This is a genomic window from Halomonas fontilapidosi, from assembly GCF_014192285.1.
Lineage (GTDB): Bacteria > Pseudomonadota > Gammaproteobacteria > Pseudomonadales > Halomonadaceae > Halomonas > Halomonas fontilapidosi.
The window spans coordinates 1-12167 of sequence record NZ_JACHXQ010000007.1; the positions used below are offsets into that span (position 1 = coordinate 1).

At 67.4% G+C, this 12167-nt stretch carries 13 protein-coding genes; 12 read left to right on the top strand and 1 reads right to left on the bottom strand.

Features of this window, described 5'->3' with window-relative positions; genetic code table 11:
- From FHR95_RS10905 to FHR95_RS10960, 12 genes are all read left to right on the top strand, one after another.
- The coding region (locus tag FHR95_RS10905; protein ID WP_281380758.1) for a group II intron maturase-specific domain-containing protein at positions 1-336 on the top strand (336 nt) is incomplete at its 5' end.
- 234 nt (positions 337-570) lie between these two features.
- Positions 571-1482 (top strand): MBL fold metallo-hydrolase, encoded by a 912-nt coding sequence (locus FHR95_RS10910; RefSeq protein ID WP_183314392.1) that lies wholly within the window; start codon positions 571-573, stop codon positions 1480-1482.
- Positions 1483-1757: 275 nt separating this feature from the next.
- Positions 1758-2624, top strand: coding sequence for an MBL fold metallo-hydrolase (locus tag FHR95_RS10915; protein ID WP_183314393.1), 867 nt, complete (start codon positions 1758-1760; stop codon positions 2622-2624).
- Between the two features lie 41 nt (positions 2625-2665).
- Positions 2666-3085 carry a protein tyrosine phosphatase family protein gene (locus FHR95_RS10920; RefSeq protein WP_183314394.1) on the top strand — a complete coding sequence of 140 codons (420 nt, stop codon included), beginning with the start codon at positions 2666-2668 and terminating at the stop codon, positions 3083-3085.
- A 45-nt stretch (positions 3086-3130) separates the two neighbouring features.
- Complete coding sequence (locus FHR95_RS10925) at positions 3131-4384, top strand: NAD(P)/FAD-dependent oxidoreductase (RefSeq protein ID WP_183314395.1); 1254 nt, start codon at positions 3131-3133, stop codon at positions 4382-4384.
- 30 nt (positions 4385-4414) lie between these two features.
- Positions 4415-6166, top strand: coding sequence for a SulP family inorganic anion transporter (locus FHR95_RS10930; protein WP_183314396.1), 1752 nt, complete (start codon positions 4415-4417; stop codon positions 6164-6166).
- Positions 6167-6314: 148 nt separating this feature from the next.
- Complete coding sequence (locus FHR95_RS10935) at positions 6315-6788, top strand: YeeE/YedE family protein (RefSeq protein WP_183314397.1); 474 nt, start codon at positions 6315-6317, stop codon at positions 6786-6788.
- The gene (locus tag FHR95_RS10940) at positions 6785-7213 is read left to right on the top strand and encodes a DUF6691 family protein (RefSeq protein WP_183314398.1); all 429 of its coding nucleotides are present in this window, start codon (positions 6785-6787) and stop codon (positions 7211-7213) included. The genes FHR95_RS10935 and FHR95_RS10940 overlap by 4 nt, the downstream gene beginning before the upstream one ends.
- Before the next feature lie 187 nt (positions 7214-7400).
- Positions 7401-8102 (top strand): response regulator, encoded by a 702-nt coding sequence (locus tag FHR95_RS10945; RefSeq protein WP_183314399.1) that lies wholly within the window; start codon positions 7401-7403, stop codon positions 8100-8102.
- Positions 8099-9493, top strand: coding sequence for an ATP-binding protein (locus FHR95_RS10950; RefSeq protein ID WP_183314400.1), 1395 nt, complete (start codon positions 8099-8101; stop codon positions 9491-9493). The genes FHR95_RS10945 and FHR95_RS10950 overlap by 4 nt, the downstream gene beginning before the upstream one ends.
- Complete coding sequence (locus tag FHR95_RS10955) at positions 9490-10143, top strand: c-type cytochrome (RefSeq protein WP_183314401.1); 654 nt, start codon at positions 9490-9492, stop codon at positions 10141-10143. The genes FHR95_RS10950 and FHR95_RS10955 overlap by 4 nt, the downstream gene beginning before the upstream one ends.
- A 13-nt stretch (positions 10144-10156) precedes the next feature.
- On the top strand, positions 10157-11170 hold the full coding sequence (locus FHR95_RS10960; protein WP_040184737.1) for a c-type cytochrome: 1014 nt from the start codon (positions 10157-10159) through the stop codon (positions 11168-11170).
- Positions 11171-11260: 90 nt separating this feature from the next.
- Here the strand turns inward: FHR95_RS10960 and dsbG are convergent, their stop codons facing one another.
- Positions 11261-12025: a thiol:disulfide interchange protein DsbG gene (gene dsbG, locus FHR95_RS10965; protein WP_183314402.1), complete on the bottom strand. Its 765-nt coding sequence runs from the start codon at positions 12023-12025 to the stop codon at positions 11261-11263.
- Between the last annotated feature and the right edge of the window lie 142 nt (positions 12026-12167).

A 12167-nucleotide genomic window follows, 5' to 3' on the forward strand; every position in this document is an offset into this window, starting at 1 on the left:
CATATTCGTCGCGTCACCAGAGAGCTGGCCCCCGTCCTGCGGGGCTGGGCCAACTACTTCTCCCTCGTCGACGTGAAGCGACCGCTGGAAGCGCTAGATCAATGGGTACGCCGCCGATTGCGCGACGTGATCTGGCGGCAATGGAAGCGTCCGCGAACCCGGCGCCGCAAGCTCTTGGCACTAGGTCTGGACGACCATCGGGCGTGGAAGTCAGCGGGAAATGGGCGAGGCCCCTGGTGGAATGCCGGTGCCTCGCATATGAATCAGGCTCTGCCGCGGAAGTGGTTCGACCGTCTGGGCCTGATCTCGGTACTCGATACGGTCAAGAAGGCTTAGCCGTTCTTCGTGAACCGCCGTGGTACGGAACCGTATGCCTGGTGGTGTGGGAGGGCGCCGGGGGCAACCCCGGCCCCTACCCGATCAAGGGCGGTGACAGTGGCATGCGGATCAGCCTGGCACTATCGGGACCATGCACGGCGTCAATCGGGTTATAGAGCTTAATGTGCTAAGGTTATTCCGAATTCGCAAATCATGCCCGGTCGATGCCGGGTGCCATCAGGAGGTGACCCCATGAAGACCTTCTCTCTCTCCGCGAACCGCGGTGCCGGTAGCCCCGACGTGGCCGGTTTTTTCGACCCGCGTACCTTCAGCGTGCAGTACGTGGTCAGCGACCCGGCAACGCGCCAGTGCGCGATCATCGATCCAGTGCATGACTTCGAGGAGAAGTCCGGCGCCACGGCGACCCACCATGCCGATGAGCTGCTGTCGTACATCAAGGAGCAGGGGCTCGAGGTGCAGTGGGTCCTCGATACGCATCCCCACGCCGATCATTTCTCTGCCGCCCAGTACCTGAAGGAGCAGACCGGGGCGCCTACCGCCATCGGCGAGAAGGTGGTCGAGGTACAGAAACTCTGGAAGAAGCTCTACCACTGGCCCGACTTCCCGGCAGATGGCTCCCAGTGGGATCGGCTGTTCGCCGAGGGCGATACCTTCCGCATCGGCGATCTCGAGGCGCGGGTGATGTTCTCGCCGGGCCATACCCTGGCCTCGATCACCTACGTGATCGGCGATGCCGCCTTCGTGCATGACACCCTCTTTCAGCCGGACTTCGGCACCGCCCGGGCCGACTTCCCCGGCGGCGACGCCCACCAGCTGTGGAGCTCCATCCAGGCGATTCTGGCGCTGCCCGACGAGACTCGAGTGTTCACCGGCCATGACTACATGCCCGATGGCCGCGAGCCCGAGTGGGAGAGCACGGTGCGCGAGCAGCGCGAGACCAACAAGCACCTGGCGGGTGGCGTCACCGAGGAAGATTACGTGGCGATGCGCGACAAGCGTGACAGCGAGCTGCCGATGCCCAAGCTGATTCTGCACTCCCTGCAGATCAACACCCGAGGCGGCCGCCTGCCGGAGCCCGAGGCCAATGGCAAGCGCTACCTGAAAATCCCCCTGGACGCCCTGGAAGGCGCCGCCTGGGAGTAAGGCTGGGGCAAACGTCGGTGGTCGTTGCAACCCGTGGAGGCACGCTTGGGTTAGAGGCACTCTTGGTCAGACTCGGGCCTGTTTCTCATGCCCATCACGGAGCGCTGCGCGGGCGGTATTCCCCACCGCCGGGGTCTGACCCGCGAGCCCGCTATCCTTGGAAGCGGTATCTACCGCAGTCTTTTTTATTCTTAAACAATCTATGCTTAGAACATAAGTTTGCTTTAAGCTGTGATCATCGCTGCAAGACAGCACACAGACGGAGAGCGTTTGCCATGTCTCATCCCATCGTGACCCATTTCTTCGACGAGCCCACCAACACCTTCAGCTACGTGGTGCAGGATCCCGACAGTCGCACCTGCGCGATCCTCGATTCGGTGCTCGACTTCGACTATGCCGCCGGGCGTACCGATGTGCGCTCCGCCGACGAGATCATCGCCTTCGTGCGTGACAGCGGCCTCGAGGTGGCGTGGATCCTCGAGACCCACGTCCACGCCGACCACCTCTCCGCCGCGCCCTATCTGCACGAAACGCTGGGTGGCAAGACCGGCATCGGCGCCAATATCACCGTGGTGCAGGACGTTTTTGGCAAGGCCTTCAATGCCGGCACCGAGTTCGCCCGGGATGGCAGCCAGTTCGACCGCCTCTTCGAGGAGGGCGACACCTTTACCATCGGCAACCTGGAAGGGCGGGTGCTGCACACCCCGGGCCATACCCCGGCCTGCCTGACCTACGTGATCGGCGATGCCGCCTTCGTCGGCGACACCCTGTTCATGCCCGACTACGGCACTGCACGCTGCGACTTCCCGGGCGGCGATGCCCGCACCCTGTTCCGCTCCATCCAGAAGGTGCTGGCGCTGCCGGCCGAGACGCGCCTCTTCCTGTGCCACGACTACAAGGCGCCGGGTCGCGAGGCGTACCAGCACGAGACCAGCGTGGCAGAGCAGCGCGCTCACAACGTGCACGTTCACGAGGGGGTCAGCGAGGACGAGTTCGTTCAGATGCGCACCGAACGCGACGCGACCCTGAACATGCCGCGACTGATCCTGCCCTCGGTGCAGGTCAACATGCGTGCCGGCCACATGCCGCCGGCCGAAGACAACGGCCAGGTCTATCTCAAGGTGCCGATCAACAAGTTCTGAGGCCGCTGATTTCCCGCCCTGAACTTTCCTGGAGAGTGCCCATGCAGATTCATGAACTCGAACCCGGCTTCGCCATCACCGATGCCGTGACCCCCGCCGATCTCGACGAGGTCGCCCGTCGCGGCTTCCGCTCGGTGATCTGCAACCGTCGTCCCGGCGAAGCCGAGGACCATCCCGACGACCGTCCGTTGAGGGCACGGGCCGCCGAGCTGGGCCTCGAATGGCGCTGTATCCCGGTGACCCCGGGCGAATACTCGCAGGCCGATATCGAGGCCTTCGGCGAGGCCCTCGAGGGGCTGCCCACGCCCATCCTGGCCTTCTGCAAGACCGGCAAGCGGGCCGTGCACCTCTGGGCCCACGCCCGTAGCCGTGATGCAAGCTGCGATATTCCGGCCCTTCTTGCCGCCGCCCACAAGGCCGGCCACGACCCTCAGCCGATCCGCGAGATGCTCAAGGCCTGACCGGCGCTTTCCATAACAATCACAACATCGCTCCTGGAGTACGCCATGCAAGATTCGATCCCTGAATTGACGAATCGCCGCCACGACGTGGTAGTGATCGGTGGTGGCGCGGCGGGCATTGCGGTCACCGCAAGCCTGCTGAAGCGCCGCGCGGATCTGGATATCGCCATCGTCGACCCTGCCGAGATGCATAGCTACCAGCCTGGCTGGACGCTGGTGGGCGGTGGTGTGTTCTCGGCCGCCATCACCCGCCGCCTCATGGCCGATGTCATTCCCGACAGGGCCAGCTGGTATGCGGTCGATGCGCAGCGCGTCGACCCCGAGGCCGGCGAGGTGGTGCTGGGCGACGGCCGTCGCCTGGGGTATTCCCGACTCGTGGTGGCGCCGGGGCTGGTGGTCGACTGGGGGGCCATCGAGGGGCTGGAGCAGACGCTGGGCAAGAACGGTGTGACCTCCAACTACCGGTTCGATCTTGCCCCCTATACCTGGTCGCTGGTGCAGTCGCTGGAGAAGGGCAGGGCGCTGTTTACCCAGCCGCCGATGCCGATCAAGTGCGCCGGTGCCCCACAGAAAGCGATGTACCTCTCCTGCGACCACTGGCATCGCCGCGGGCGCCTGGCCGAGATCGACGTCAGCTTCTGCAATGCCGGCGAGGTGCTGTTCGGCGTAGCGGACTATGTGCCGGCGCTGGAGGCGTACATCGCGCACTACGGTATCGAGAAGGCCTTCGGCGAGCGCCTGGTGGCCGTCGACGGCCCCTCGCGCACGGCACAGTTCGCCGTGGCCGGCGAGGCGGGGGAGCGCACAGTGGAGCGCCCCTTCGACATGCTGCATGCGGTGCCGCCCCAGAAGGCGCCGGCCTTTATTGCCGACTCGCGGCTGGCCAATGCCGGCGGCTGGCTGGACCTCGACCCCGAGACGCTGCAGCACGTCCGCTATCCGGCGGTGTTCGGCCTGGGCGACGCCAGCGGCACGACCAACGCCAAGACCGCGGCCGCGGTGCGCAAGCAGGCGCCGGTGGTCGCCGAGAACCTACTGGCGTCCCTGGACGAAGCGCCACTGGCGGCGGCCTACCTGGGCTATGACTCCTGCCCGCTGACCGTGGAGCGGGGGCGCATTGTGCTGGCCGAATTCGGTTACGGCGGCGCCCTTCAACCCACCTTCCCGCGCTGGGTCAATGACGGTACCCGGGCGACCCGTCGCGCCTGGTGGCTCAAGGCCAAGCAGCTGCCCTGGTTGTACTGGAACGGCATGCTCAAGGGCCATGAGTGGCTGGCCCGCCCGGCTCGGCGCCCTTGAGCAGGCTTCACCGCAGATGACGAGACGCTCATGATCCCTTCACGCTGGATTCCCCTGATCGGTTGGTTGCAAGGCTACCGGCGCGATCTTCTGGCCCGTGACCTGGTGGCGGCGGTGATCGTCACCCTGATGCTGGTACCCCAGGCGCTGGCCTATGCCCTGCTGGCCGGCCTGCCGCCGGAGGTGGGGCTCTACGCCAGCATGCTGCCGCTGGTGCTCTATGCCCTCTTCGGCACCAGCGCCACCCTGGCGGTGGGGCCGGTGGCCGTCGCCTCGCTGATGACCTATTCGGCGCTCGCCGGCATCGCTGCGCCCGGCAGCGCCGAGTATGTCGGGGCGGCGCTGGTGCTGGCGGCCCTGTCGGGGGTCGTGCTGGTAACCATGGGCCTGTTGCGCCTGGGGTTTCTGGCCAACTTTCTCAGCCACCCGGTGATCTCGGGCTTCGTGACTGCTTCGGGCATCCTGATCGCCGCCAGCCAGCTGCGGCATGTGCTGGGCGTGGAAGCGTCCGGCCACAACCTGGTGGAGATGGGCTCGGCGCTGGTCGCAGGGCTTGACGACATCAACGTCATCACCCTGGCGATCGGCCTGGGCGTGTGGGGCTTTCTTCTCGTCTGCCGGCGCCATCTCAAGGGCGGCCTGAGGCAGCTGGGGCTGTCGGCGACGGTCGCCGACCTGGTGGCCAAGGCCGCGCCGGTGTCGGCGGTGGTTGTCACCACGCTGCTGGCCTGGGGGTTGGGGCTTGGTGAGCGCGGTGTTGCCCTGGTCGGCGAGGTGCCCAGCGGTCTGCCCAGCCTGGCCTTGCCGAGCCTGGACCCCGCGCTGTGGTCGAGCCTGCTGCCGGCGGCGGTGCTGATCAGCCTGGTGGGCTTCGTGGAGTCGGTCTCGGTGGCCCAGACCCTGGCCGCCAAGCGGCGCCAGCGCATCGACCCCAACCAGGAGCTGATCGCCATGGGGCTGGCCAATATCGGCGCGGGTACCAGCGGCGGCTCGCCGGTCTCCGGCGGCTTCTCGCGGTCGGTGGTCAACTTCGAGGCCGGTGCCGCCACGCCGCTGGCCGGCGCCTTCACGGCGGTTGGCATCGCGGTCGCGACCCTCACCCTGACGACCCCGTTGGCCTTCCTGCCCAAGGCGACGCTTGCCGCGACGATCATTGTCGCGGTGGGTACCCTGATCGACCTGCCCGCCGTTCGGCGGACTTGGGCCTATTCCCGCGCCGACGGCGTGGCCATGCTGGCCACCCTGGTGCTGACCCTGGTGCATGGCGTGGAGAGCGGGATCCTGGTCGGCGTGGTGCTGTCGCTCGGCCTTCACCTCTACCGGACCAGCCGCCCGCATAGCGCCGTGGTGGGGCGGGTGCCGGGCAGCGAGCACTTCCGCAACGTGCGTCGCCATACGGTGGAAACCGATGATCGGCTGGCGATCCTGCGGGTCGACGAGAGCCTGTATTTCGCCAACGCGCGCTACCTCGAGGATACCGTCATGGCGCTGGCGGCCCGTCAGCCGGGCCTCGAGCACATTGTGCTGGCCTGCCAGGCGGTCAACGTCATCGACGCCTCGGCGCTCGAGAGCCTGGAGGCGATCAACGGCCGCCTCAAGGACGCCGGGGTTTGCCTGCACCTGGCCGAGGTCAAGGGGCCGGTGATGGATCGGCTGCAGCATACCGCGTTCTGCCGCGAGCTCACCGGGCAGGTGTTCCTGAGCACCTTTGACGCCTGGCGTGAGCTGCGTGGCGAGGTCGACGATACGCCGTCAGAGCGCTGTGCCGAGTTGCCGGGGTAGTGGCAGGCTTGCCACGCCCGATGCGCCTTCGGCTTATCGGGCCTACCCAGTCTGGGGGCGATGTGCTGGCCGTAGGCCCGTTACGCGACAGCGCACCGGGCAATACGTTGCGTAACGGTATTCTTGAACATAAAAGAGGGGATAGTACGTGGATTGGAGTTCATCCTTGCAGGGACTGGCCGGTGGCATTCTCATCGGCCTCTCTGCCACCTGGCTGATGGCCACCCTGGGCCGTATCGCCGGCATCAGCGGCATCATCGGCAATCTGATCACCGCCCGGCCCAGGGGCGACAGCGCCTGGCGCCTGGCCTTCCTGCTGGGACTGATCAGCGGCCCTGTGGCACTGATGTTGCTGGGCGGCGGCCTGGGTAATGTCGCTGGCAGCGGCGTCGATGTGACCGGCGAGGTGATCGGCCAGCCGGCGGGCGGCGTGCCGCTGATGCTGCTGGCCGGCCTGCTGGTCGGCCTGGGCACGGGCCTGGGCAGCGGTTGCACCAGCGGCCACGGTGTCTGCGGCCTCTCGCGGCTCTCGGTGCGCTCGCTGGTGGCCACCATCACCTTTCTGGTGGCGGCGATCGTCACCGTCTTCGTGGTGCGGCACATGATCGGAGGTGGTGCATGAAGACCGAGACCCTCAAGACACTCATGGGCTATATCGCGGGGCTGGTGTTCGGCCTCGGCCTCGCCGTCTCCGGCATGACCGACCCGGCGCGGGTGCTCGGCTTTCTCGACCTCTTCGGTGCCTGGGACCCGACCCTGATGTTCGTGCTGGGCGGCGCCGTGGTGACCAACTTCATCGGCTATCGGCTGGTGCTGCGTCGTCCCCACCCAGTATTCGGCGAGCGCTTCCAGCTGCCGACGCGAACCGACCTGGACGGCCGTCTGATCGGCGGTGCTGCGCTGTTCGGCATTGGCTGGGGCCTCTCCGGCTATTGTCCGGGGCCGGCCTTCGCTTCGATCGGCGGGCTCACTCTTCCGCTGCTGGCCATGCTGGTGGCCATGGTGGTCGGCTGGTTCCTGGCCCGGGCAATCCCGGCCAGGGGATGACACCGCCTCAACGCTTGCCATCGTCCCCCGTCGGCCCTGCCGCCGGGGGATCTTGTTTCCGAGCCTGATTTTCCGAGCCTGAATCTGCGACCAATGGACCAGCACGAATCGTTCTAGCTTTATGACGGCTTAACGCCTGCTTAATGGTCGGGTGACACGATGTCGCACATCACGAGGATTTCCTGTCATGCACGTACTGCTCATCGAGGATGATGCCCTGGTGGCGTCGGGCATCCAGGCCGGACTCGCCGTCCATGACTTCGTCGTCGACCATGTCACCACCATGGCCGAGGCGCGCGCGGCCATGGAAACGGTGTCGAGCGATGTGGTCATCCTCGACCGGGGCCTGCCCGACGGCGACGGCATGCTGCTCCTCGAGGAGTGGCGCCGGGCGGGAGTCGACCTCCCGGTGCTGATCCTCACCGCCCGCGATGCGGTGTGCGATCGGATCGAGGGGTTGCACGTCGGGGCCGACGACTATCTGGTCAAGCCCTTCGATCTCGACGAGTTGGTGGCTCGCCTGCAGGCGTTGCTGCGGCGAGCCGCCGGGCGCTCCCGCACCCTCATCGAACACGGACCGCTACGCCTGGATCCGCTGGCCCGCGAGGTCAGCGTCGATGGGCGGCCTGTGAATCTCTCGCGCCGTGAGCTGGTGCTGTTGGAGGCCTTCCTCCAGGCCCCGCGCAGCGTGCTGACCGCCGGTCAGCTCAAGGACAGCCTCTACGGCATGAATGAGGAGGTGGAGAGTAATGCGCTCAACGTGCACATCCATCATCTGCGCCGCAAGCTCGGCAGCCGGGTGATCGAGACGGTGCGCGGCCTGGGCTACCGGCTGGGCAAACCGTCCGCGGTGGAGCCGGCGCTGCGTCACCCAGGTCGCCAGGCATGAGCCTGCGTTCGCGTCTGGTGCTGACCCTGGGCTTGACCCTGCTGCTGTTCTGGGGCCTGGCCGCTGCCTGGCTGATGCGCGACCTGCATCAGCAGGTAGAAAAGACCCTGGATCAGCGACTCGCCCAGTCGGCGCGCATGGTGGCCGGGTTGATGGCGCAACTGCCGTTGGACGTGTGGGAGCAGGCCGATCGTCGCGCGCTCTCCATCCCGCCCATCGAGGGGCTGGCCTGCCAGGTGCACTCGCCGCGCGGCGAGATCATGGCGCGCACCCATACCGATATGGAGGGCATCCTGCAGGCTCGCGAGCCGGGCCATGCCTACCGCGAGGAAGGCGGAGTCACCTGGCGGGTGTTCACCTATGAACGGGGCGGGCTGACCATCACCACCGCGGATCGCATGGACGAGCGTGATCAGCTGATGGGCAACGTGCTGCAGGTGGCGGTGGTGCCCTTCGTGGTGGCGCTGGCCGGCAGCCTGCTGGCGCTGTGGTTCGGTGTGGTGAGGGGGCTGCGGCCCCTGGGCCGGCTGCGCGAGGCCTTGGCGCGCCGTCACCCCGATGCCCTGGCGCCGGTGGCGACTCATGGTGTGCCGGGGGAGATTCGCCCGCTGGTCGAGACCCTCAACGGTCTGCTGGCGCGCATCCAGCAGACCATCGTGCGCGAGCAGCGCTTTACCAACGACGCCGCCCACGAGTTGCGCACCCCGCTGACGGCCATCAAGACCCACCTGCAGGTGGCGCGTCGCGTCGAGGGCGAGGCGGCACGCCAGTCCCTGGCACATGCCGAGGAGGGCGTGGCGCGACTCTCGCGGACCCTGGACCAGCTGCTGATGCTTGCGCGGGTGGAGGGGCGGCTACACTTCGAGGACGGCGAGGCGAGCCGCGTTGCCGACGTGGCGGAATTGGCGCTGCGCGACGCCTCGGCCAGCGATCGGCAACGCGTCACGCTACCCGAGGCCTGGCCCGGCGAGGAACTGGCGGTGCCGCGGGAGCTGGCCATCACCGCGCTGCGTAACCTGGTGGACAACGCCCTGCGCCACGGCCCGGGGCAGAGCCCCGTTGAGCTCTCGGCGCGCATCGACGCGGATGGCCAGCGGCTGACCTATGCGGTCAGGGACCATGGCCTTGGCGTCGACGAGGCACAGCTCGAACAGCTGTCGCGGCGCTTCTGGCGGGCCAGCCGTCGCCAGGGCAGTGGCCTGGGGCTGGCCATCGTGGCGGCCATCGCCGAGCGGTTCGGCGGAGAACTGGCATTTGTTCGCCCCGAGGGGGGCGGGCTGGAGGCCCGGCTGACGCTGCCGCTGATGCCGAGGTCGGCGGGACCGGCAGGGCCGGCCCGGGAAGGAACCCCGCAAGGGATCAACGACAACGACGAGGGTGAGCCGACATGACAACCATGAGGATCGCGAGCGGGCTTGGCCTGCTGCTGGGCCTGGGCCTGGCCGCGGGTCACGCCCAGGCCCTGGAGGGCGATGCCGAGCGCGGCCAGCAGGCGGCCGGTGCCTGCGTGGCCTGCCACCAGGCCGATGGCAGCGGAATGAACGTCCCGGGCGGCCAATCGTGGCCGCGACTGGCCGGGCTGCCGGCGGAATACATCGCCAAGCAGCTGCATGATTTCAAGGCGGGACGCCGCGAGAATGCCAGCATGATGCCCTTCGCCAACATGCTCGATGACCAGCAGATCGCCGATGTGGCGGTCTACTACAGCGAGATGCCGGTGACCGAAGCGCAGGGGGGCGAGGGTGCCGACGCGGCGCTGCTGGCGCGAGGCGAACAGCTGGCCCTGCGCGGCGACTGGGATGCCTACATCGTCTCCTGCAAGAGCTGCCACGGCCCGGATAATACCGGAGCGGGGGGTACCTTCCCCGGCATCGCCAGCCAGCATGCCGGCTATATCGCGACCCAGCTGCGCGCCTGGCAGGCAGGCGAGCGGGGCAATGACCCGCAGAACCTGATGGGGGCGATCGCCGATCGCATGAGCGACGAGGATATCCGTGCCGTCTCGGCCTGGCTGGCCAATCAGTCCGTGGCGTCCGACTAAGGGGGAGCAGCGCATGAACATTCAGAAGACAACCCTGGCCGTGGCCAGTGCGACCCTGGCCGCCGGCATCAGCATGGCCGCCTGGGCGGAATACGAGACGCTCGTCGAGATGGGCTATCCCGCCCCCCAGGAAGGGGAACTGGTACACGTGCCGCCGACCATGGCGGACCTCGAGGAGGCCGACCTCCACCCCGAGCTGAAGCAGGTCATTCGCCGCGGCTATGACCTCTTCACCAACACCCAGCAGCTGCGCGGTGAGAATGTCTTCAACGACATGAACTGTTCCAGCTGTCACCTCGGCGAGGGTCGCCAGCCGTTCAGCGCGCCGATCTGGCCGGCGGCGGTCACGCTGCCCAACTTCCGGGGCAAGAACCAGCACGTCAACAACCTCGAGGAGCGCATTGCCGGCTGCTTCGCCTACTCCATGAACGGCACGCCGCCGGCCTACGGCAGCGACGATATGCTGGCCCTCTCCGCCTATCACCGGTGGCTGGCGACGGGGGCGCCCGTGTATCCGGATCAGCCGATCTACGGGCGCGGTTTCCCGGCGCCCGAGCGCCCCGAGACGCTGAGCTATGAAAACGGCGAGGCTCTCTTCGTTGAAAACTGCGCGATCTGCCACAGCGAGGATGGCTCGGGTCTCTACGAGGATGGCGAGTACGTCTTCCCGGCGACCTGGGGCGACGGGTCCAACAACTGGGGCGCCGGCATCGTGCGCACGCATACCGCGGCCGGGTTCATCAAGAACAACATGCCGCTGGGCCAGCCGCTGTCGCTTTCCGATCAGCAGGCCTGGGACATTGCCTACTACATGACCCGGCAGGAGCGCCCCCAGGACCCGCGCTTCACTGAGAGCGTCGATCAGGTGCTCGAGCAGTTCGGTCCGACCTTCCACAAGCACTCCAGCTATGGCGATGTGCGCGAGCACGACGGCCACCGCCTGGCTGACCATGCCAACTGGGGCGAGAAGGGCGATATCGTGCCCTGGAACGTCGGCCAGGGGCGTTTCGAGAACCTCGAGGACTGACGACGCTGTTGCCACGCCAATGACGGGTCCCACTGCGATCGGCAGCGGGGCCCGTTTCGTTCCCCGGCTAGGCGCCGCGTCGCTGTCGCTTCAGGGGCGAGGCGCGCCCATCATCGTCTCGAGGCGTGCCGCGTCGGGCGCTCCCTCGACCTTCTCCAGGCGACCCTCGGCGTTGCGGTAGTAGCTGGTGGGCGTGGCCATCAGCCCCAGGCCTTCGAAGAGCTGGTTGTTGGCATAGACCTGCTCTTCGATCTCGCGGGGCTGGGCGGAACCGTCGATGCCGCTCTCACTGGCCTGGTGGGCCCGCAGCGCGGCGGCGGGGTCCTCGGCACCCAGCAGGGCGGCGGCCTTGGCCGGGCTGTCGTTGCGCAGGATACCGACCATGATGTGGCGCAGCTGCACCTCGCCGGCCTCGACCCAGGGCCGGGCCTGGTCGTGAAAGCGCGCGCAGTAGGGGCAGTTAGGGTCGGTGAAGGTGTAGATCACCCGACCTGCCTCGGGGTCGCCATCGGCAATCCAGTGGCTCTTCTCGAGCCGCTGCCACACCTCGGCCTCCTGGCCGCTGCGAACGTGGGTGTCCAGAGGCGCCGCGGAGAGGTCATTGCCTTCGGCATCGATCAGGGTGCCGACCACGGCATGCTCGCCGTCCGGCGTGAGGTAGACGGCCATCTCGCGGCCGCGGTGGCTGGCGGCATAACCGCTGAGCCCGCCCGGTGCCGCGAATTCGCCGTGGATCTCCAGGCCTTGCTCTACCAGCGCCTGGAGCGGTGCGGGCCAGTGCTCTTCGGCCAGGAGCAGCGAGCTGAAAGAGAGTGCAACCAGGCCGGCCGTCAGGGAGAGGGGGAAAGGGCGCATGGCGGTGTCCTGTCGATGGGGGTTGTCGTGAGGATGAGGTGGGGACCCGTTAGGGGCCAGCGAGTTCCCATCCTGCCAGGCGCCCATTAGCGGTGGATTATGCGTTGCGCCTGCCGGCGGGACGCGATGTCGCAGCCCGCTC

Bases quoted from the DNA above. Each gene is read 5' to 3' on its own strand.
- FHR95_RS10910 (WP_183314392.1), top strand. From the start codon at position 571: ATGAAGACCTTCTCTCTCTCCGCGAACCGCGGTGCCGGTAGCCCCGAC.
- FHR95_RS10915 (WP_183314393.1), top strand. From the start codon at position 1,758: ATGTCTCATCCCATCGTGACCCATTTCTTCGACGAGCCCACCAACACC.
- FHR95_RS10920 (WP_183314394.1), top strand. From the start codon at position 2,666: ATGCAGATTCATGAACTCGAACCCGGCTTCGCCATCACCGATGCCGTG.
- FHR95_RS10925 (WP_183314395.1), top strand. From the start codon at position 3,131: ATGCAAGATTCGATCCCTGAATTGACGAATCGCCGCCACGACGTGGTA.
- FHR95_RS10930 (WP_183314396.1), top strand. From the start codon at position 4,415: ATGATCCCTTCACGCTGGATTCCCCTGATCGGTTGGTTGCAAGGCTAC.
- FHR95_RS10940 (WP_183314398.1), top strand. From the start codon at position 6,785: ATGAAGACCGAGACCCTCAAGACACTCATGGGCTATATCGCGGGGCTG.
- FHR95_RS10945 (WP_183314399.1), top strand. From the start codon at position 7,401: ATGCACGTACTGCTCATCGAGGATGATGCCCTGGTGGCGTCGGGCATC.
- FHR95_RS10950 (WP_183314400.1), top strand. From the start codon at position 8,099: ATGAGCCTGCGTTCGCGTCTGGTGCTGACCCTGGGCTTGACCCTGCTG.
- FHR95_RS10955 (WP_183314401.1), top strand. From the start codon at position 9,490: ATGACAACCATGAGGATCGCGAGCGGGCTTGGCCTGCTGCTGGGCCTG.
- FHR95_RS10960 (WP_040184737.1), top strand. From the start codon at position 10,157: ATGAACATTCAGAAGACAACCCTGGCCGTGGCCAGTGCGACCCTGGCC.
- dsbG (WP_183314402.1), bottom strand. From the start codon at position 12,025: ATGCGCCCTTTCCCCCTCTCCCTGACGGCCGGCCTGGTTGCACTCTCT.